This is a genomic window from Lacunisphaera limnophila (genome assembly GCF_001746835.1).
Classification (GTDB): Bacteria; Verrucomicrobiota; Verrucomicrobiia; order Opitutales; family Opitutaceae; genus Lacunisphaera; species Lacunisphaera limnophila.
This window is the reverse complement of sequence record NZ_CP016094.1, coordinates 1,951,610-1,972,506: the sequence shown is the minus strand read 5'-3', so window position 1 is coordinate 1,972,506 and position 20,897 is coordinate 1,951,610. Positions and strand designations below refer to the sequence as shown.

At 68.2% G+C, this 20,897-nt stretch carries 17 protein-coding genes; 11 read left to right on the top strand and 6 right to left on the bottom strand.

Annotation, left to right across the window (positions count from 1 at the left end; genetic code table 11):
• Positions 1–193: 193 nt before the first annotated feature.
• From galA to Verru16B_RS08150, 4 genes are all read left to right on the top strand, one after another.
• Positions 194–2,971 carry a beta-galactosidase GalA gene (gene galA / locus Verru16B_RS08165; protein ID WP_069961821.1) on the top strand — a complete coding sequence of 926 codons (2,778 nt, stop codon included), beginning with the start codon at positions 194–196 and terminating at the stop codon, positions 2,969–2,971.
• A gap of 494 nt (positions 2,972–3,465) precedes the next feature.
• Positions 3,466–3,816 carry a hypothetical protein gene (locus Verru16B_RS08160; RefSeq protein WP_069961820.1) on the top strand — a complete coding sequence of 117 codons (351 nt, stop codon included), beginning with the start codon at positions 3,466–3,468 and terminating at the stop codon, positions 3,814–3,816.
• A gap of 117 nt (positions 3,817–3,933) precedes the next feature.
• The gene (locus Verru16B_RS08155) at positions 3,934–4,368 is read left to right on the top strand and encodes a GreA/GreB family elongation factor (protein WP_069961819.1); all 435 of its coding nucleotides are present in this window, start codon (positions 3,934–3,936) and stop codon (positions 4,366–4,368) included.
• Positions 4,369–4,472: 104 nt separating this feature from the next.
• Positions 4,473–5,234: a hypothetical protein gene (locus Verru16B_RS08150; protein WP_157772342.1), complete on the top strand. Its 762-nt coding sequence runs from the start codon at positions 4,473–4,475 to the stop codon at positions 5,232–5,234.
• 161 nt (positions 5,235–5,395) lie between these two features.
• Here Verru16B_RS08150 and Verru16B_RS08145 read toward each other — a convergent pair whose 3' ends face one another.
• The gene (locus Verru16B_RS08145) at positions 5,396–6,220 is read right to left on the bottom strand and encodes a heme-dependent oxidative N-demethylase subunit alpha family protein (protein ID WP_069961817.1); all 825 of its coding nucleotides are present in this window, start codon (positions 6,218–6,220) and stop codon (positions 5,396–5,398) included.
• Between the two features lie 130 nt (positions 6,221–6,350).
• Between Verru16B_RS08145 and Verru16B_RS08140 the strand changes: the two genes are divergently transcribed.
• Positions 6,351–7,631 (top strand): PEGA domain-containing protein, encoded by a 1,281-nt coding sequence (locus tag Verru16B_RS08140; RefSeq protein ID WP_169829284.1) that lies wholly within the window; start codon positions 6,351–6,353, stop codon positions 7,629–7,631.
• A 63-nt stretch (positions 7,632–7,694) separates the two neighbouring features.
• Here Verru16B_RS08140 and Verru16B_RS08135 read toward each other — a convergent pair whose 3' ends face one another.
• Positions 7,695–8,111 carry a secondary thiamine-phosphate synthase enzyme YjbQ gene (locus Verru16B_RS08135; protein ID WP_069961815.1) on the bottom strand — a complete coding sequence of 139 codons (417 nt, stop codon included), beginning with the start codon at positions 8,109–8,111 and terminating at the stop codon, positions 7,695–7,697.
• Between the two features lie 137 nt (positions 8,112–8,248).
• A complete protein-coding gene (locus tag Verru16B_RS08130) occupies positions 8,249–10,657 on the bottom strand; it encodes an ABC transporter permease (RefSeq protein ID WP_069961814.1) in 2,409 nt (802 codons plus the stop codon).
• Between the two features lie 162 nt (positions 10,658–10,819).
• Between Verru16B_RS08130 and araG the strand changes: the two genes are divergently transcribed.
• The 5 genes from araG to Verru16B_RS08105 all read left to right on the top strand — a co-directional run bounded on the left by araG (position 10,820) and on the right by Verru16B_RS08105 (position 15,914).
• Positions 10,820–12,313: an L-arabinose ABC transporter ATP-binding protein AraG gene (gene araG / locus Verru16B_RS08125; RefSeq protein WP_069961813.1), complete on the top strand. Its 1,494-nt coding sequence runs from the start codon at positions 10,820–10,822 to the stop codon at positions 12,311–12,313.
• 48 nt (positions 12,314–12,361) lie between these two features.
• Positions 12,362–13,315 (top strand): L-arabinose ABC transporter permease AraH, encoded by a 954-nt coding sequence (gene araH / locus Verru16B_RS08120; RefSeq protein ID WP_069961812.1) that lies wholly within the window; start codon positions 12,362–12,364, stop codon positions 13,313–13,315.
• Positions 13,316–13,487: 172 nt separating this feature from the next.
• Complete coding sequence (locus Verru16B_RS08115; RefSeq protein WP_069961811.1) at positions 13,488–14,885, top strand: hypothetical protein; 1,398 nt, start codon at positions 13,488–13,490, stop codon at positions 14,883–14,885.
• Positions 14,886–14,958: 73 nt separating this feature from the next.
• Complete coding sequence (locus Verru16B_RS08110; RefSeq protein ID WP_069961810.1) at positions 14,959–15,426, top strand: hypothetical protein; 468 nt, start codon at positions 14,959–14,961, stop codon at positions 15,424–15,426.
• Between the two features lie 11 nt (positions 15,427–15,437).
• The gene (locus Verru16B_RS08105) at positions 15,438–15,914 is read left to right on the top strand and encodes a GNAT family N-acetyltransferase (RefSeq protein ID WP_069961809.1); all 477 of its coding nucleotides are present in this window, start codon (positions 15,438–15,440) and stop codon (positions 15,912–15,914) included.
• Positions 15,915–15,963: 49 nt separating this feature from the next.
• Here Verru16B_RS08105 and glgA read toward each other — a convergent pair whose 3' ends face one another.
• Positions 15,964–17,427 carry a glycogen synthase GlgA gene (glgA, locus tag Verru16B_RS08100; RefSeq protein WP_069961808.1) on the bottom strand — a complete coding sequence of 488 codons (1,464 nt, stop codon included), beginning with the start codon at positions 17,425–17,427 and terminating at the stop codon, positions 15,964–15,966.
• Between the two features lie 176 nt (positions 17,428–17,603).
• Between glgA and Verru16B_RS08095 the strand changes: the two genes are divergently transcribed.
• Positions 17,604–18,404, top strand: coding sequence for a nidogen-like domain-containing protein (locus tag Verru16B_RS08095; protein ID WP_069961807.1), 801 nt, complete (start codon positions 17,604–17,606; stop codon positions 18,402–18,404).
• A gap of 89 nt (positions 18,405–18,493) precedes the next feature.
• On the opposite strand, the gene pheA is transcribed toward Verru16B_RS08095, so the two are convergent.
• A complete protein-coding gene (gene pheA, locus Verru16B_RS08090) occupies positions 18,494–19,570 on the bottom strand; it encodes a prephenate dehydratase (protein WP_069961806.1) in 1,077 nt (358 codons plus the stop codon).
• On the bottom strand, positions 19,567–20,622 hold the full coding sequence (locus Verru16B_RS08085; protein WP_069961805.1) for a 3-deoxy-D-arabino-heptulosonate 7-phosphate synthase: 1,056 nt from the start codon (positions 20,620–20,622) through the stop codon (positions 19,567–19,569). Before Verru16B_RS08085 ends, pheA begins: the two co-directional genes overlap by 4 nt.
• Between the last annotated feature and the right edge of the window lie 275 nt (positions 20,623–20,897).

Genomic DNA, 20,897 nt, shown 5'->3' with positions numbered 1-20,897 from the left:
CGCGGGTCCCCGCCCGGTCAAGGGATGATGCAATACTCGCCCGCTGGCGTCAGGGAGGGTCACGGTATCCGCCTCCACCTGCCTGTACCTTCGCATGCTCCACTAAAAAGCAAGATACGCGCATTCCTCGCCCGTCTTTCAGATAGCTGGTCCGGTCGTGCAGGTATACAATGCAAGCTCTCCCCTTATCTGCATGATCTTCCTGTCCCCCGCCCCATACCGCCTGTTCATCGCCACGTGCCTCCTGTTCGCCCTGGCCTTGGCCTCAATGCAGGCGGAGCCCGCCGCGCCCCCCCGCGAAAAGATCCGGCTCGACGCCGGCTGGCGTTTCGCCCTCGGCCACGCCAGTGACCCAGCACGCGATTTCGGCCATGGCACGGGCTACTTTTCCTATCTCGCCAAGACCGGTTTTGGCGACGGCCCGGCGAGCATAGCCTTTGACGACCGTGGCTGGCGCCAAATCGACCTCCCGCACGACTGGGCGGTCGAACTGCCCTTCGACCGCCGCGGCAAGGCCAGCCACGGCTACCGGCCGATCGGCGCCGCCTTCCCGGAAACTAGCGTGGGTTGGTATCGCCGCACGTTTCCCATCGCGGCCTCCGACCTGGGTCGCCGGATCTCGCTCGAGTTCGACGGCATCTACCGCAATGCCCGTGTGTTTGTGAACGGTTTCCTCGTCGGCGAGGAACCCAGCGGTTACCTCGGCACCAGCTACGATGTCAGCGAATACCTCAACTACGGTGGCGACAACGTCATCGCCGTGCGCGCGGACGCCACCATCGAGGAGGGCTGGTTCTACGAGGGCGCGGGCATCTACCGCCACGTCTGGCTGACCAAGACCGCGCCGTGGCACGTGGCCCGTGAAGGCACCTTCGTGCGCACTGACGTCGCAGGCCCGGAGGCGACCGTCACCGTCGACACCCAGGTCGTCAATGAGGGTCACGAGGCCGCCAGCGGCACGTTGGAACAGGAGGTCGTCGCGCCCGACGGCCGCGTGCTCGCAACCAACCGCCGCCCACTGCAACTCGCGGCGGGCGAAACCACGACCCTCACCGACGCGATCGCGGTCGCTTCGCCCCAACTCTGGTCGCTTGAAACTCCCGTGCGACACACCCTTGTCACGACCCTGCGCCGGGCAGACCAGATCGTGGACCGTTACGAGACGCCCTTCGGCATCCGCACACTTCGCTTCGATCCCAACGCCGGCTTCTTCCTCAACGGACGGCGGGTGGAGCTCAAGGGCACCAACAACCACCAGGACCACGCCGGCGTCGGTGCCGCGATCCCCGATGCTCTGCAGGAGTTCCGCCTCCGGAAGCTGAAGGAATTCGGCAGCAACGCCTATCGCTGCTCGCACAATCCACCCACCCCCGAGTTGCTCGACGCCTGCGACCGACTCGGCCTGCTCGTGATCGACGAGAACCGGCTCATGGGCATCAACGCCTGGCACCTCCACCCGCTTGAGCGCCTGATCCGCCGCGACCGGAACCATCCGAGCGTCATCATGTGGTCAATCGGCAACGAGGAATGGGCCATCGAGGGCAACATCAAGGGCGCGCGTATCACCTTGCCGATGCAGAACTTCGCGCACCGCCTCGATCCCACCCGCCCGGTCAGCGCCGCGATCAGCGGCGGCTGGGGCGGCATCTCCCGCACCGTCCAGGCCCTGGGCGTGAACTACATCCGGCAGGGCGACACCGACCGGCAGCATACCGGGTTTCCCGGGCAGATCATTCTCGGCACCGAGGAAACGACCAACCAGCAGACCCGCGGCATCTACGTCACCGACCAGGCCCGCGGCCATCTGGCGCCGCAGGAGGATGGTACCTCCGGCGGCAACGCGGAACTGGGCTGGAAGCACTACGCGGCGCGGCCGTGGGCCGCCGGTGTGTTTTTCTGGACGGGCTTCGACTACCGCGGCGAACCGACGCCTTTTGGCTTCCCCGCGGTCTCGTCGCAGTTCGGCATCCTCGACACCTGTGGCTTCCCCAAGGACGGCACCTCCTACCTGAAGGCGTGGTGGACGGACGAACCTGTCCTGCATATCTTCCCGCACTGGAACTGGTCCGGCCGCGAGGGTCAGGAGATCGAGGTGCGCGCCCACAGTAATTGCGAGGAGGTGGAACTCTTCCTCAACGGGGCAACCCTCGGCCGTAAGAAGATGGAGCCGAATGGCCACCTCGCCTGGCCGGTCCGCTACGCCCCGGGAATGCTTGTGGCCCAGGGGTATCGCCCCGGCCAGGAAACGCTCACAACCAAGGTCGAGACGACCGGCCCCGCCGCCGCCGTGGTCCTGGTTCCCGATCGCCCCGCGATCAAGGCCGACGGGCGGGACGTTGCCGTGGTCACGGTCGAAATCCGCGACGCGGCCGGCCGCCTCGTGCCGACCGCAGGAGACCTGGTCGGTTTCACCATCAGCGGACCGGGACGGATCATCGGGGTCGGCAATGGAGATCCCTCGTCGCTCGAGGCCGATCAATTCGTGGGCTCCAGTCGCAGCGTTACCCTCGGGGAATGGGCCGCCCCCAATCCCGCGGTGAATACCGGCGAGGTGACTTTCGAGACGACATTCGACCTGCCGCCACCCGCGGACGGCGAGACATATTCCCTGCTCCTGAACACGCTCGGACCGCGGCAAACGGCCGAGTTAAATGGCGAAATCCTCTACCGCGACGCGGATCCCGCGCACTCCCGGGTCGAGCTGGCCAACACCGGGGGCAAGCTCAAGCCCGCCGGAAACAAGCTCAGGCTGGTATCGCCTGTCTACCCGGAATGGCGCGACCGCGAGGGCCTGGCGCAGTTCCATCCCTTGTCCCTCCGCATCCAACAGGCCGCGCCACCGTGGCAGCGCGCCGCGTTCAACGGTCTCGCCCAAGTCATCGTCCAGTCAACCGGCGAACCGGGCGTGATCACGCTCCGAGCGGCCAGCGCCCACCTCCCGGCGGCCGTCACCGACGTGACGGCCAACTGAGCCGGAGCGATGCAGTCAAGCCCCGCGCCTGCGCTGAACCAACGAAACTGAATAATGCTTGGTTTACGCAGCCAGCTGGCGGGCGCTTCCCAGGGCGCGAGCAAGCTCGCTGGCCCATAGCGGACCGCATGGATCCGTATCGGCGACGCCGGCGACAGTGTTTAGAACCAGATGCTGCGCATCTCGCGGGCCAACATTCCCGCGTGAGGTCCGCCACATTTGACAAACGCCGTTTGTGGCCAATGGTGCCTCAAGCACCTGCTGCCGCGAAAAAATGAAACGTCATCTCCATCTCCGCGGTAACATGATGCCTGCCATCTTCCCTGGCGCGGCCGGCCTCGCAGGCTGAGCCGCCGGCACCGGCTGTTTCGTCCCGCCTGCGAGAGCCCCATCGGGCCCGTCCACCCGTCGCGAGTGCGTGCATTCGCTTTTTCCACCCGGGCGCAGCCGCGTCCGGATTTTGCCGTGTCCCAACCCTCCAGCCATTCATCACCATGAACTCCTCCCTCACCACCCTCGAACTCCCCTCCGACCTCCTCCAGATCAGCCCCGTGCTCAAGCAACGCGGTTTCACCTGCAGCCTCCTCACGCTCGCTCCCGACACCGAAACGAGACTGCCGGCCAGCCCGTCGCCCGACGACCAGCTGCTCTTTGTCATCACCGGTGACATCGCGATCCACGCCGAGGGCCTGACCACCATCGTGAACCAAGGCGGCGCCTGCCTCCTCAAGCCCGTGGCCTCGCCGGTGCTCTCCGCCCGCGCGGGCGCGCCGTCGCGCGTGCTGCGCGTGGAGATCCCGCCGCGTCAGGTCATCACCCCGCAGATCATCACGCCGCGCGCCTGACCAGCGCCAGACCGCCCGATCCCGCCCGCCGGATGCTCCCGCATCCCCCGGGCCCGCGCGCGTTCACCCGCCGAGCAACCAACAACCAGACCCGAATCACCTCCACCCTCCTCCCCCATGCCCACCACCCTCTCCCCCCTCTATATCACCCGCAATGATCATACCCAGCTACGCCTCCTCGTGAGTGCGCTCTCTCCGTCGGGTGGCTCCGCCACGATCGACCGGCTCCGCGGCGAACTCGACCGCGCCACGGTCATCGATCCCGCCGCCCTGCCCGCAGACATCGTTAGCCTGGGGGCCCACGTGAAAATCGAGGATCTCTACACGGGCGAGATCGAGGAATATCAGCTCACCCTGCCCGAGCAGGCCGACATCGGCGCGGGCCGGCTCTCCATCCTCACGCCCGTCGGCACCGCACTCATCGGCTATCGCACCGGCGACATTGTCGAATGGCCCACCCCCGGTGGCATCCGCCGCCTGAAAATCCATGCGGTCACGCCCCGCGCCGCCGCCGCCGCGGCTTCTCCCCACCCTAAGCCGGCCAGAGTGTGAGGGGATCCGGCCCAGCCAGATCCAGCCCGTGCGAGGCGCCCCATGGCAGCTCGCACGATTACAATCAGCCTTGATCACACGGATTGATCCGGAAACATCAGCCCGTGGACCTGGATCACGCCGCGCCCAAACCACCGGGATTTCTCTGGATCATCATCCTCGGCGTGACCGGCTTTGCCGCCGGCTTCTTCGGGCCGATGGTCTTCATCCCCGAGTCCAACCTTGGACCGGTGGTCGGCATCCTCTTCAGCGGCCCGGCCGGACTCGGGCTCGGCCTGCTGCTGTATGTCGTGTTCCGTTTTCTGCCCCTGCCCGCCCGCGGGCAATGGGTCCTGCTCGCCACCGTCGCCACGGCGGTCGCGCTCGCCACCCTGTTGTATGTGCAACCCGAGCCGGCGACCCGGGGCTATGTGCTCGAGCTGGAAATCCGCGGCACCCGGCCGGCCGCGGCCGTCACCGCCGAGGTCGTGGCCGACTGGCAGAAGCGCATCGCCACCGTCACCTGGGCGGCGCCCCGCGCGGGATGGGAACAACAGATGCGGGACGCCCTGGCCGCCGACCGCGGCCGGGTGCTCGACGCCGTCCTCATCCGGCAGCGCCCCATTTTGCAGCATCGCAAACCCTGGAATCGGGGCCGCCTTTTCGCGGGTGGCTGGGAAACGAAGGATGAGCCCCGCACCTACTATTTCCCCGCCGGCTCGCTGCCCGCCGAACCCGGCCCGGCCGGCACCCGGGTGACGTATTTTCTCGCCTACGACTCCACCGCCCGGATCCAGGCCCCGGAAATCTGGCCGCCTGTCGGGCTCGCCGACTTCATCGGCTTCTCCCCACTCCAGGCGGTGCCGGCAGAATACGAAGGGCTTTGACCGGTCGCTCGTCCTTGGCCCGCCCTTATGTCCGACCTCTCACCCCCAGATCCTCCGGCCACGTGCCATGAATGCGGTCAGCCGGACGCCGTGACGGTCGGCGATGAAATACTTTGCCCCGCCTGCTGCCACGCCCGCGGTTCCTGCGGCGCCACGCCCGATCAGCCCCGGGACATCCGGATCAGTTCGTCCCGCACGGATACGAGCCCTTTGTAGGCCGCCAACTCCGACGGCATCGTCACCAGCGCACGGTGCAGGCCCGCGCGCAGCGCCGGCTCGGCGAGCAACTGCGCCAGCTCCACCACCCGCACGCGGATGCCAAAGAGGATGCCTCCCGTCACCGGCAGCGCCGCGAGGATCTGGTCCTCGATGCGCACCCAAAGCTGCGCGGGCCCCAGGCCCGCGCTGAGCCGCGGCCGGCCGAGCGCCGGATGCAGGTTGAGTTCCGGCGTTGCCGCCAGCCCCCAATTGGCGCGCTCGTACGGCGCGCCGGGCCGCAACCGCTGGAGAAACTGGCCGATCGCGGGTGCGAGCGCCGGATTGAGCCCCGGCACCACGCCATGGATTTCATCGAGTGTCAGGCCGTGTTTCTCGGCCGGCACCCACGCCGAGGGAAAACACACTGCCCCGGCCCGCAGGCGGAAAACCCCGTCGGCTTCCCGGGCCATCAACACGAGATCAGGTTCCAACCGCCCGCCCAGCCGGGCCAGGCGCCGGGTCACGTCACCCGCCGGAGTCGCCGCCCCACCCACCCAGCCGGTCGCCAGCGCCTCGGCCTCCGCCACCAGCGGCTCCGCGTCGGCCTCACCCACGACATAGCGGCCCGGATCCTCCCCGAACCAGCGCTGACGTTCCGCGAGCACCACCGGATCCGGCTGGCGGAAAAACCCGGCCAGATCCCCCTTCCGCAACGTCAGGTGGAAGCGATAGTCTTGGTCGGGAAACAATTCCGGAAGCGACAAGGGCATGGCCTCCTTGCTGGCCATCCCGGCGCAGAAGACAATGCGGGAGCGCACCCGGGACACCGCCGCCCCCACCCGGGCTTGATAGGTTTTTCACCAGAAACCCATTGCCCCGGAGCAGCACAACGGCGTCAATGCGATGGGCCGACTCTCCATGGATTCCACTGCATGCAACCCGACGCCTCCACGGGCGACCCACGCCTCGGTTCGCCCTGTGCCGACGTCACGGGGACATGAGTGCCGGCGGCGACTGGTTCCGCTCGCCCTGGCCGCCCTCACCTTGCTGGCCGGCGGTTGCGGCAAATCGCCCGAGGCGGAACGCGCCGCCGCCGTCGCCGCCCAGGCCCAGGCCACCGGCCGGCTCCTCGTGCAATCCAACCGCCCCGACGCGTCCGTCGAGGCCACCCACCTCACCGCCACCGGCGATGCCGCCACCGCCGGGATCAGCGGTCCCGTCAACCGCGAGCTCACCGGCCTGCCCCCGGGCCATTACGCCGTCGTTGTCCGCTCCGAGGGCTGGCCTCAGCTGGCTGGGGCGGTGGACGTGGTCGCCGGCCGCACCACCGAGGTGGTCATGAATTTCAAGAGCGGGGCGCTGCACCTGGAATCCGAACCCAGCGGGGCCACCGTCAAACTCGGCCCGGCCGTGCTCGGCCAGACACCCCTGCTCCTGCTCGAGTTGCCGGTCGGTGAAAGCAAACTCACCCTCGAATACCCCGCCTGGCCCACGCTCATCTTCCCCATCACCATCACCGAGAACGTGGAAGCCACCGCGACCGCCCGCCTGCCCCACGGCAAACTGATCATCGAGACCATCCCCGCCGGCGCGGCGGTCCAACTCGACGGCAAGGCCATCGGACAAACGCCCCTTACCCTCGCGGAGGTCCCGGTGGGACCCAAGAAGATCAGGCTCTCGGCCCCGAATTTCCCCACGCTGGTGGCGGCGGTCACCGTGGAGGACCGCGGCGAAGCCAAGATCAACCTGGCCCTCGCCTCCGGCTTACCCCTGCTCGATCCCGCGGCCCTCCTGCGCGCCGTGTGGGTGCCCGACAATCCGGGACGGCTCACCTCCAGTTTCGATGCGACCGGCCGCTACGCCCCGAAAAACGGCGTCGTGAAGAACCTCAACCGCCAGAAGCTCCACGACAACTGGCTGGACCAGCGCTACCGCTACACCGGCACGGTCAAATCCTACGACGCGAAGACGGCCGAGATCGAGTTCACGGACGACAAGGGCGAACTGTCCCGGTACCGCGTCGTGGCGCAGCTCACCCCCGGAGCCCGCGCCGATAAAACGTCGAACGCCGTCCCGGCCAAGGGCGCAACCGTGACTGTGTATGGACAACTCCAACGGGTGGAGGAACCACGCTGGCCGTTAAGGGTGATCACCCTCGAGCTGACATTGGCGGAAATCCTGCCGGTCGCGGCGCCCTGAGCCGCCTCCAACGGGTCTGGTTTCGCGCCCGGCCCGGACCCGGACAAGCCCGCCCTTGTCCCCTCAACCCAGGAAACTGAGCACGATGTTCCGCGTGTGCGCGGCGCGCCGGTGCTCCCACAGGAAGATCCCCTGCCACGTGCCGAGCAGCAACTCGCCGTCGGCAAAGGGGATCGTCTCGCTGGTGCGGGTCAGCGCCATCTTGATGTGACTGGGCATGTCGTCCGGCCCCTCGAGGGTGTGCGTGAAATGCGGGTCCGTCGGCGGCACGAGCCGGTCGAGCCACGCCTCCAGGTCGCGCCGGGCCGAGGGATCGGCATTCTCCATCAGCACGAGGCTGCAGCTGGTGTGCGGGCAAAAGACGGTCGCCACCCCTTGCGCCAACCCGCTCGCCCGCAGGGCCCGCGCCACTTCGTCCGTGAACTCGTAAGTCCCCGCCCCCTTCGTGCGGATCGTCAGCGTGGTCTGGTGTACGGCCATGCTTGGAGGCTACTGCAAAAACCAAGACCTGAAAGATGAAACCTCAAACCTGAGGAATGAATCACCACCGCCCCGGAGGATGCGGCCACAAATAATTTTCCGGTTTCCGGTCTGAAGTTTCCGGTCCCTGCCTTGCCTCAGTCCGCCCGCAACGCCTCGAGCGGGTCGAGCATGGCCGCGCGGCGCGCGGGCAACCAGCAGGCCAGGAGCGCGGCCACGCCGACGGCGAGCATCGCAAGCGCCAGCGGCAGGACCGTCAGCCCGTCCATCCCGTAGACGAGCGATTGCAAGGCGGATGAAAGCGCCACGCTGCCGGCGAGTCCGAGCGCCAGGCCGACGACGACCCAGCGGCCGCCCTGCGTGAAAACCAGCCTCACGATGTCGCCCTTCAGCGCGCCGACGGCCACGCGGACGCCGATCTCCCGGGTGCGCTGCTGCACCGAGTAGGAGAGCGTGCCGTAGAGCCCGACCGCAACGAGGCCCAGCGCCGTCGCCATGAAAAAGTTCACCAGAACCGCCACCGCGCGCTCCCCCTGGGTGGCGCGCTCGACCACCTGGCGCATCGTGCGCACGTCCCGCAGCGCCAGTTCGCCGTCGAGCGCGGCCAGTTCGCGGCGCAGCAGGGGGGCCAGCTGCCCGGCCGGCAGCGGCGAGCGGAGCACGAGGTGGACGGAGCGGCCCCAATGGCCCTCCGGGGCCGTGTACATCTCGGGCCGCACCTCCCGCTGGGTGGCGCTCCACTGCTTCACGTTTTCCACCACGCCCACCACCCGCACCACAAACCACGGATTCTCGGGCTGGTTGGCGCGCATGATCTCACCCAATGGGTCCTTGCCCGGCCAGGCCTGATCCACGCAGGCCTGGTTGACGACCACGCCGCGGATCTCACCCGTGCGGTCCTCCGCCTGGAGGAGGCGGCCCCGCAACAGGCGCAGCCCCATGGCGGCGAAGTAGTCCTCGGTGACCGACGAGCGCTCGACCTGCATCCGCTGGATCGTCGGGTCGTAGGTCTGGTCGTTGACGAGGGCGTTGGTGTTGCTGCCCCCCTGGAGCGGCAGCTTCGAGGTGACGGCGGCATGCGTCACCCCCGGCAACGCGCGCACCCGCTCCACGAGGGCCTGCCAGAACCGCACGCGCTCGGCGTCCTCCGCATAGCGATCGCCATTCAGCGTCACGCGCGCCGTGACCACGGCGTCGGTGGCCAGCAGCCGGTTTTCCGCCACAATCTTCAGGTAGGCCTGGGAGAACAGCACGGCGCCGTTCGCCAGCACGAACGCCACCGCCACCTGGGCGATGACCAACCCGCGCAGCATGCGGTGCCGCGAGGCCGAGCCGACCGCGCCTCGCGCGTCGGCGCGCAGCACGCCGGCGACGGAGGTGCGCATGGCCGCCAGCGCCGGCGGCAGGCCGGCCAGCAGCGCGGTCAGGGCCGTGGCCAGCAGGCCGAAACCGAGCGCGGGGCCGTTCAGGGCCATCGCCGCCCGCCGCGCCTCGCTCACGGGCGCGATGGCCCGCAGCACCTCGACCCCGCCCGCGGCCAGGGCCACGCCGAGCGCGGCGCCGGCCAGCGCAAGCACGGCGCTCTCCGTCAGCGCCAGCTTCAGCAGGTCGCCGCGGGAGGCGCCCAGGGCCACGCGCACGCCGAACTCACCCTGCCGGCGGGCGCTGCGCGCGAGCAGCATCGAGGCCACATTGCCGCAGGCGACCAGCAGCACCAGCACGACCGCCCCGAAAAGCAGCCACACCTGCTTCGCCACCTCGCGGGTCATCTCGTCGTGTAGCGTCCGCACGAGGAATTCCTTATGGGTGTTGGAATTCGGGTAAAGCTGGGTCAGGCGCCGGCCGATCGTCTTGATCTCTGCGTCCGCCGCCTCGACCGTGACGCCCTCCTTGAGCCGGGCAACGCCGAGCAGGTAATGGCTGTCGCGCTGTTTCTTCTCGTCCTCGTCCATCCGCCGCGGCGCCCACAGCTGGCAGTCCTCGGTGCGCATCCACGGGCTGGCAAACTCGAAGCCGGCGGGCATCACGCCGATGATCTCGGCCTCGCCGCCGTTCACGCGCACCTTGCGGCCGATCACCGTGCGGTCGTCGCCGTGGAGCTGCCGCCAGAGGGCGTGGCTGAGGATCACGACATAGGGCGCCCCGGGGACCTCGTCGGCCGGCTCGAGCCCGCGCCCGAGCAGCGGGGCCACACCGAAGGCCTTCAGCACGTCGGCCGTGGCGACGGCGCCGGAGACCGACTGCGCGCTGCTCTCCTGGCCGATGTTGAAGTTTTGGGGCTGGTAGATGCCGAAGGCGGTGAAACTCGCCGATTCCGTCCGCAGGTCGTGCGAGTCTGCCGGCGACAGCGGCCAGCCGTCGCCCGACCAGACATGGACGAGCCGGTCGGAGGCGGGGTAGGAAAAGGGCGCGATCACCAGCGCCTGGAGCGTGCTGAAGATGGCGGTGGTGCTGCCGATGCCCACCGCGAGCGTGAACACGGCGATGAGGGCGAACCCCCGCGAGCGGGCGAGCGAGCGCAGGGCGAGGCGCAGGTGCGAGATCATGAGTCCCCTCAAGAACCCGGCCCGCCCCGCGAGGTTACAGGAAATCCATCCCCGCCCCCACCAGTCGCTTTTCCGCCCGGCCGCGCAATTAGGATTCACACCCGCGACTTCCCCGCGGATGCTCGCCTGCCCCCGTCTCCGCCCCACCCCGCTGTTCGCCGCATGGCCACCTGCCTTTCCTTCGATTCCGTCGCCAAAGACTTCCCCGGCGTCCGCGCGCTGGACGGCGTTTCCTTCACCGCGGAAGGCGGCCGCATCCACGCCCTCATGGGTGAAAACGGCGCGGGCAAATCCACCCTGCTCAAGATCCTCAGCGGCGCCTACACCCCCACCACCGGCGCGCTGGTGATTGACGGGGTGCGCCAGCGCTTCCCGGACACCGCCGCCGCCCTCGCGGCCGGCGTCGCCGTCATCTACCAGGAACTGCACCTCGTGGCCGGGATGAGCGTCGCCGAGAACCTATTCCTCGGCCACCTCCCCGCCCGCAGCGGCCTCATCGACCGCCGGCAGCTCCGGGCCGACGCCCGCCGCGCCCTCGCCTGGGTGGGCGAGGAGATCGACCCCGACACCCCGGTCGGCCACCTGCCCATCGCGCAGCGCCAGCTGGTGGAGATCGCCAAGGCCCTCACGCACGGCGCCCGCGTCATCGCCTTTGACGAACCCACGAGCAGCCTTTCCTCCCGCGAGGTCGATCGCCTCTTCGCCGTCATCCGCGACCTCAAGGCCCGCGGCCACGTGGTCCTTTACGTCACGCACCGCATGGATGAGGTCTTCGCCCTCTGCGATGCCGTCACCGTGCTGCGCGACGGCCGCCACATTCGCACCTGCGACACCCTGGCCGGGCTCGCCGTGGATGACATCATCCGCCTCATGGTCGGCCGCGACCTGGGCAACGTCTTCAACTACGCGCCGCGTCCGCTGGGCGCGCCGGCGCTGGAGATCCAGGACTTCACCGGCCCCGGCCTGAGCGCCCCCGTGAGCCTCAGCGTGACACAAGGGGAGATTGTCGGCCTCTTCGGGCTAGTCGGGGCCGGCCGCAGCGAGTTGCTTCGCCTGGTTTACGGCGCCACCACCCGCACCGGCGGCGTGCTCCGGCTCGCCGGCGAAACGGTAGCGCTGGCCCGCCCCGCGGACGCCATTGCCGCCGGCCTCGTCTACTGCCCCGAAGACCGCAAGCGGGACGGCATCCTGCCCGTGCGCCCGGTCCACGAGAACATCAACCTCAGCGCCCGCCGCCACCATGCGTTCGGCGGCTTCATTCTGAACCAGGCCTGGGAGCGGACCAACGCCGCCACGCACATCGCCACCCTGGGCGTGAAGACCGCCTCGGCGGAAACCGCCATCGTCCACCTTTCCGGCGGCAACCAGCAGAAGGTCATCCTCGCCCGCTGGCTCTCGGAGGACGTGAAGGTCATCCTCCTCGACGAACCCACGCGCGGCATCGACGTGGGGGCCAAGAGCGAGATCTATGCCCTCGTGCAGCAACTCGCGGCGCGCGGGGTCGGCGTGCTCTTCGTCTCGAGCGAGCTCCCCGAGGTCCTCGGCCTGGCCGACCGCATCCTCGTGATGCGCGGCGGCGCGCTGGCCGGCGAGTTCCCCCGCGCTGCCGCCACCGAGGAATCCGTCCTCAAGGCCGCCCTCCCCGCCGCTTCCTGACCGAGGTATGTCCTTCCTGCCTATTCGTGGCCAACCCCCTCCCCTTTCATGAGTCACCAAGTCTCCCCCTTTAAGATCTTCTGGGATCGCGCCGGTATGCTCGTCGTCTTCGCCGCGCTCTTCGCCACCTGCTCCGTCGCGGTGCCCGGCTTCCGCTCCGCCGCCAACATGGAGGGCCTGCTCCTCTCCGTCTCCACCATCGGCATCATCGCCTGCACGATGCTGTTCTGTCTCGCCGCGGGGGCCTTCGACCTCTCCGTCGGCTCCATTGTCGCCTGCGTGGGCGTCGTCACCGCCGTCATCACCAACCGCACCGACAGCGTGGCCCTCGGTCTCGCCGCCGGCCTCGGCACCGGCGCCCTCGTCGGCCTGGTCAACGGCGTGCTCATCGCCAAGGCCGGCATCAACGCCCTCATCGCCACGCTCGCGACCATGCAGATCGTCCGCGGCCTCGGCTACCTTGTCTCCGACGGCCGCGCCGTCGGCGTCGTGCGCGAGGAATTCTTCACCCTCGGCAACTCCGCCTTCGCCGGCCTGCCCACACCGGTCTGGATCTGCCTGGGGTGTTTCGCGCTGTTCGGCTTCCTGATCGAGCGCACCACCTTCGGCCGCAACACCCTCGCCCTCGGCGGCAACGCCGAGGCCGCCCGCCTCGCCGGCATCGGCATCGACCGCCTTCGCATCACGATCTTCACCCTGCAGGGCCTCCTCTCGGCCGTGGCCGGCATCGTCCTCGCCTCCCGCATGACCAGCGGCCAGCCCATGGTCGCCCAAGGACTGGAACTCGACGTCATCTCCGCCTGCGTGCTCGGCGGCGTGTCGCTGAATGGCGGCATCGGCAAGATGAGCTACGTCATCGCCGGCGTCCTGATCATGGGCACCGTGCGCAACGCCATGAACCTGCTCAACGTGCCCACGTTCTACCAATACATCGCCTCCGGCCTGATCCTCCTCGCCGCCGTCGGCTTCGACCGGCTGAAGCAGCGCGGCACCCGGGCCTGAGCCCCGTCCGGCCAGCCCGGCCTGAAATCTGACTGTAAACCCAACTTCCCGTCCGCGCCGGCGGTATTTCGGTGCATGTTCGGTCACCCCTGATCCGGGATAAGCGTCCCGGTCACCTTCCCATGCCTTCCCGCCTTCCCGGCGGCCGCCCCGCCCTTCACCCCGAAACCCCATGCGTCCCCGCTTCCTCCTCACTCTCGTCGTCACCCTGGTCTTCGCGCAAACCCTGGCCCTCCCGGCCGCGGCCCAGCTCGGCCGCCGCTTCCCGTCCGAGCGAAAAATTGTGACCGACCCCATCACCGGCACGCCGCTCACCTTCCTCACCAGCACGCCGGCCGGCGACTCCAAGATCTACCCGACCCACCCGCAATGGACCGCCGACGGCCAATGGGTGGTCTTCCGTTCCAACCGCGTGCGCGGCCAGGCCATGGCCGTGCACGAGACGACCGGCGACATCGTGCAGGTGACCGAGACCGGCTACCAGGGCGCCCTCTGCGTCGCGCAGAAATCGATGCGGCTCTTTTTCACCCGCCCCGAAAACCACACCAGCCCCGACGCCTATCCCCGCCCCCCGCAACCCGGCCAGCCGCGCGTCGAGCGCCCGCGCGTGCCGCTGCAGGTGGTGGCGATCGACCTGGCCCGCGTGTTCGCCGACAGCGCCGCCGGTACGATGCAGCCGGCCGCGGCCTATGAACAGGTCTTCGGCACCATCCCCCTGGACATTGGCGGCGGCGGCGAACTCGCCATCGATGCCAACGAGGACTTCGCCTACTTCCGTCTGCATAAGGACGGCGCCACGAAGCTCCTCCCGGCCGACACCAAGATCGAAGCCACCTTCGGCCCACGCAACATGGGCGCCGGCCCGTCCGGCGTCGCCAAGATGAATCTCGCCACCGGCGAGGTCACCCCCGTCGTCGCCGTCCCCTTCCAGGTCGGCCACATTCAGTCCAACCCCTGGAAAGCCGGCGAGATCGTCTTCTGCTGGGAAACCGGTGGCAAATCCCCGCAACGCACCTGGACCGTCCGGGCCGACGGCACCGGCCTGCGCAAACTCTACCCCGAGGCGCCCTATGATTGGGTCACACACGAGGCGGTGATCGGGCCCGACGAGGTCGCCATCGCCCTCATGGGCCATCGCGCACCCGGCACCGACGACGCCTGGGGCCCGAGCGGCACGCGTGTCCACCCGACCGGCCTGGGCATCATCAATCTCCGCACGGACCATTTCTATATCGCAGGCCAGACCAAGAGTGGCAGCGGCCTGTGGCACGTCCACGGCTCGCCCGACGGCCGCTGGGCCGTGGGCGACGACTTCGCCCGCAGCCTCTACCTCATCGACCGCCGCACGAATGAAATGATGCTCCTCACCACCGGCCACAAGGAAACCGCAGCCGACCACATCCACCCGACCTTCCACCCCGACGGCACCCGCATCCAGATCCAATCGGCCATGCTCTCCGAGGATAACCGTTCCCTGAACATCTGCATCGTCCCCGTCCCGCCGGCCTGGCTCGCGCGCACCTACGACGAGAAGGTCCATCCCTCCAAGTCCGACGGCGGGAGACCGTAAATTGTCGGGCGGGGTCTCCGCCCCCGACACAAAAGCGCGTCGACTCCGGCGCGCTTTTTTCATTTCTGATGCCGTGCCCGACGAACTCGATCCTCCCCGCAAGCACTACGGCTTCAAGGAGCGCGAGTTCAAGCGCGACAACGTGATCACGCCGGGCGCGGCGCCGCTGCCCACGACCAAGGATCTGGCGATCGCCGCCGGCACCCGGCCGAATCCCGCGGCCCGGCCAGCCGCCCCCAAGGCGGACCTGTCAGCCGTAGGCCCGGCGAAGGCTGATGACCCGAACGATGTCTACGCCGTCCTGCAGGCGAACCGCCGGGCCGCCCAGCAGCACGGCCTGGGCGAAATCGAGATCAAGGCGGTGAAATCCCGCCGGAAACGCGAATTCTGGCTGCTGATCGTCGGTGGCAATGTCGCCATTCTCGGCGGCGTGTTTCTCAGCGGCATCAACGTCATCACCGTGGTCTTCGGCCTCGCCGGCCTCATCATCTTCAGCCTCGGCCTGAGCTGGGTCATGTGGCAGGTGATGGACAAATACTAGATCTACGCGACATGAGCGCGGCGATAGTTTTGCGATCCCACCAACCCGCGGACGTGCCGCAGCTGGCCCGGCTCTTCCACGATGCGGTACATCAGACGGCTGGCGCGCACTACACGCTGGAGCAGCGAGCCGCCTGGTCCCCGCCCTCGCCCGATCTGACCCGCTGGCGGGAGCGGCTGGCCCGGCAGCAAGTGCTGCTGGCGGAATCCGCCGGCGTCCTCGCGGGATTCTGCTCGTGGACGGTCGAGGGCTACCTGGATCTGCTTTTTGTGGATCCGGCCCACGGGCGGCGTGGAGTGGCGACGACCCTTTACCAGGCCGCGGAAAAATCCCTCCGCGATCACGGCGCGACGCGCGTCCACACCCAGGCCAGCGTCACCGCCCAGCCCTTTTTCCTGCGCCAGGGATTCCGGGTGGTCCGGCACCAGATCGTTCCAACCCGGGGCGTCGACTTGCCCAATGCCGTGATGGAAAAATGGCTGACGTAACCCGGGGCCGGGGTTCCCCGGTCGCCGGGCGCCAACTGCAAGGCACCGTCTACCCGCCCACCCGCGCCGCCACCGCCCAGCGATACAGGTCCACGTAGTGCTTGGCGCTGGACCGCCACGAAAAATCCTGCGCCATGCCACGCAGCCGCAGTGCGGCCAGCTCGGCGGGGCGGTCGTAGTACGTCGCACAGGCCCAGCCGATCGTGTCGGTCAGCGCGGCCACCGTCGCATCGCCGAACACGAAGCCCGTGCCCACCGGCTGCCCCTCCACGAAATTTTGCACGGTGTCGACCAATCCGCCCGTGGCCCGCACGACGGGCGGCGTGCCGTAACGCATCGCGTACATCTGCGTGAGTCCGCACGGCTCGGAGCGGCTGGGCATCACGAAGAAATCGCTGCCCGCCTGGATCAGGCGTGCCAGCCCGCCGTCGAATCCGAGGTGCGCCCCAAACCGCCCGCGGTAGGCGTCGGCCGCCCACCGGAAATCGTTCTCGAGCTTCGCCTCGCCGTTGCCGAGCAGCACGAACTGCACGTCCATGCGGTCCAGGATGCGCGGCAGCGCCTCCGCCAGCAGGTCGAGCCCCTTCTGCGCGGCCAGGCGCGACACCACGCCGAAGAGCGGCACACCCGGCTTCACGTCCAGGCCCAGCTGCTGCTGCAGCCGCGCCTTGCACACGGCCTTGCCCGCCAGATCGGCGGCCGAGTAGTGGGCCGGCAGCGACCGGTCGCGCGCGGGGTCCCACGACTCGTCATCGATGCCGTTGAGGATGCCCAACAGATCCGCCGCCCGGAAGTTGAGCACGCCATCCAGCCCGAACCCGCCGTCCGGCGTGCGAATCTCCCCGGCGTAGGTCGGGCTGACCGTGGTGATCTTCGTCGCGTGCAGCAGGCCGACCTTCATCAGGTTCACCATGCCGTTCGACACAAGCCCGTCCCGGTGAAACTCGCCCCAGGGCAGCCGCGCGAAGTCCACCACGCGCGCCGGCGACCACCCCTGGTGCTCGAGATTGTGGATCGTGAACACCGTCGCCGTGCGCGCCAACGGCGTGTCGCGCAGCGTCGTGTTCAACATCAGCGGCAGCAGGCCGGTCGTCCAATCATGGCAGTGGATGACATCCGGCACCCAGTCGAGCTGCTGGCAGAGCGCGAGCGCGCCGCGGCAGAAAAAAGCGAACCGCAGGTCGTTGTCCGCATGCGCCCCCCAGGGGCCCGTGTAGACCTCCGGACGCGCGAAGTGATCGTGATTCTCGAGAAAATAAGCAGGCACCCGGGATCCCGGCAGCACCGTCTCCCACACCCGCGCCCATTGGCTGGCCCCGCCCACGTCCACGCCCAATGGCTCCGGCCTCGCCTGCCAGTCACCCACCCGTCGCACGGACCCATAGGCGGGGCAAACCACCCGGACGTCATGCCCTTGCCGCACCAGGTCCTTTGGCAGCGCCCCGGTCATATCGGCCAGCCCGCCGACTTTCACAAATGGTTCAACCTCAGGAGTGACGAAAAGTATTTTCATGGCGGCCACACCCAAATAAACCCCAACCATCGCCCGGTGCCGAGCCAAAATACGGGAGGTCAGCGCAAGAATTGCACTGGCGATAGCACAGTTAGTGCTTAGTCCTTTCGCGGAACACCGGGCCCATGTTCATCTCACGTCATCGTTTATATCCTATTCTTTGCCTGCTTGCCGGCTTGAGCGCCGGCGCCCTGCCCGCCCAGGTCGTGATCCAGTCCTACGTCCAGACGGGCAGCCTCTACGCCAACGATGACAACCACAGCGGGAACCTGGGGGCCACCGCCGGAAGCAATGGCAACCCCCTCGGCGAGGACCTGGGCTTTTCGATCAACTTCGGCGGCACGACCTACTCCAAGACTTTTGTCAGCAACAACGGCTACATCAGCTTCGGGGAGGGCAGCGGCGTTTACGTGCCGGTCCCCCTGGATGCGACCTACGCCACCAACGAGTCCCTCACCCTGCCCATCATCGCGGCGTTTTTCTCCGATGTGGACACCTCCGCCGTCGGCACCGTGACGTGGGGCACCGGCCTGGTGGACAGCCATGCGGCCTTCGCGGTCAAATGGAACGGGGTCGGCGAATTTTCCAACGGCACCAGCCCGAACACCTTCGAGCTCGTCCTGGTCAGCCGTGCCGACACGGGCGTCGGCAATTTCGACATTTTCCTGAACTACGAGACCATCACCTGGGATCACGGCAACGCGGTCGCCGGTTTCCACACCGGCGCGGCGGCCACGACCCCGCTGTACTACCAGGTGCCCGGATCGATGACCGAGGGCGCCTTCCTCAACAGCGGGCCCAACGCCCTGACCACGTTCACCAACACCGGCGGCGCCGGCGATTTCCTCCTGTCCGCCCGCGGCGGCACCTTTCTCTCCGTGGCCCCTGTCGTCGCCATCCCGGAGCCCTCGACCTACGCGCTGCTGGCCCTCGGCGGCGGCCTGCTCCTGCTGGCCGCGCGCCGCCGGCGCGCCTGAGGCGGCCGACGGTTCCGTCGCTATTGGCTTGGTCGGATCTGTTGTAGGGCGAGATCGCCCTACAGTCCCCACGCCCGCCCAATCGGGAATCAGCGCTTCGCCACCGGATAACTCCCCAGCCATTTCACCAGCGGGCATTTCCGGCTCAGCTCCTTCAGCGCGGCCTGCATGGCCGGATCGTCATAGTGGCCGGTGACATCGAGGAAGAAGATGTAGTCCCACGGCTTGAGCTTGCTCGGCCGCGACTCGATGCGCGTCAGGTTCAGCTTGCGGCGGTTGAAGGGCTGCAGCGCGCGCAGGAGCGCCCCGGACTCGTGGTGCAACGACACCAGCAGGCTGGTCTTGTCGTGCCCGCTGCCGGCCGAGCCCGAGGCCTCGCGGCCGAGGAAGACGAAGCGTGAGGTGTTGTTCTTCAGGTCCTGGATATGCGTGGCCGCGACCGGCACGCCGTAACGCTCACCGGCCAGCCGCGGCGCGATGGCGGCGGCGCCCTTCTCCTTCGCCGCGATCTGCACGCCGTAGGCCGTGCTGTCCACGTCCACCAGCTGCGCGTGCGGCAGGTGCCGCTGCAGCCAGCGGCGGCACTGCGCCAGCGCCTGGTCCTTCGAGTAGACCTTCTTGATCTTCGCGAGCGGCTCGCGGGAAAGCAGCGTGTGCTCGATCTCCTGGTGCAGCTCGGCGACGATCTTCAGCGGCGTCTCCACGAACAGGTCGAGCGAGTCGCGCACGGAGCCCTCGGTGGAATTCTCCACCGGGACGACCCCGTAGTCCGCCTCGCCCTTCTCCACCGCGGTGAAGATGTCGGCGATGGTCGCCATCGGGCGGTAGTCCACGCTGGAGCCGAACTTGCGCAACGCGGCGGCATGCGTGTTGGTGGCCTCGGGCCCGAGGTAGGCCACGCACAGCGGCTTCTCGAGGGAGATCGCCGCGGACATGATCTCGCGGTAGATGGCCTGCAGGGCGGCGGGCTTGAGCGGGCCGGTGTTGGCCGAGGCGACCCGGCGCAGGACGTCGGCTTCGCGCTCAGCCACGTAGATGCGGGTCTTCGCGCCGCGCTTGAGCTCGCCGATGCGCTGCGCGCACTTCAGGCGGGTGTTGAGGATCCGCACGACCTTCTGGTCGAGGGCGTCGATTTGGGCACGGACCTGGGCGAGTTGCTTTTTCATGACGTGGCGGCGGGGGAACGGGGGGAGCGACGCAGAGCATGGAGGGCCTTGGCCTCCCGGATCAACCCCGCAAGCGCGGCGGGGGTGACCGCCTGCTTCGGGTCGTCACCCAGCCCGTGGGCGGGGCTGACATGAGCCTCGATGCACAGGCCGTCCGCCCCGTAGGCCACGGCCGCGAGCGCGCAGGCCGGCACGTAGGTGGCCCGGCCGACGGAATGGGAGGGATCCACCACGACCGGGGCCCAGGTCCGCTCCTTGAGCAGGGGGGTGATGGACTCATCCGGCTGGTTGCGGTAGCCGTCGAGCCCCGGCTGCGTACCGCGCGGGCAGAGGATGACATTGGGGTTGCCGAAGTTCACGATGTACTCCGCGGCGGAGATGAACTCGTTGAGCGTGCCCGTGTGCATGCCGCGCTTGAGCAGCACGGCGACGGGTTTGCCCGCGATGGCGGCGCCCACCTGCCGGAGCAGCGAGTAATTGAGGGCGTTGCGCGCCCCGATCTGCAGCACGTGCACGCCGGCGGCGAGGGCGAGCTTTAGCTGCTCCTCATCCATCACCTCCGTGTCCACCGGCAGGCCGGTGCGGCGCGAGCCCTCCATCAGGATGTCGAGGGACTTGTTGTCGCCCTGGAAGGCGTAGGGATTCGTGCGCGGCTTCCACACGCCGCCGCGGATAGCGTGCGCGCCGGCCTCCTTCACCGCCTGGGCCGTCTCGTAGAAGAGATTCGGGTTCTTCGGGTCGATCGTGCAGTGGCCCGCCATGATGAGCAGTTCCTCCCCCAGCGTGACCCCGCCGACCTTCACCCGGTGGCGGGCGAGGTCCGACTTGATGTCCATCAGCTTGTGCGGCGACTGGATCGTGTCCACGCGGTCCACGAACGACAGGCCCTCAATGCGGTTGATCATCAGCTCGTGCCGCTCGTCGCCGACGATGGCGTAGATGGTCCGCAGGTCGCCGACGATCGGCTGGATGCGGCAGCCAAACTCACCGACGATCACGGTGAGCTGGGCGACTTCGGTCTCGGTCAGGCGGTTGTTTTTGGGGAGGATCATGGGGGAAGGGGTTGGGGAGGGAGTCGATCAACGCCGCGTGGATGAGGCACCTACGGCATCAGAATTGGGTTTCTTTATCCGCGTTTATCCGCGTCATCCGCGGGAAATATTCTTGGGTTTGGTGGTTAAAATAAAAAAGCCGCCCTGGGTTTGGGCGGCTCCTTGGCAATATTTTCCTGTGATCAGGGGTTGCTTGGGGAAACGCCGCCTCGGCTCTGCGGGGCAAAATAGCCCGCAAACGTAAAGCTGAAGAAGCCGGCGGTGAAGATCATCGC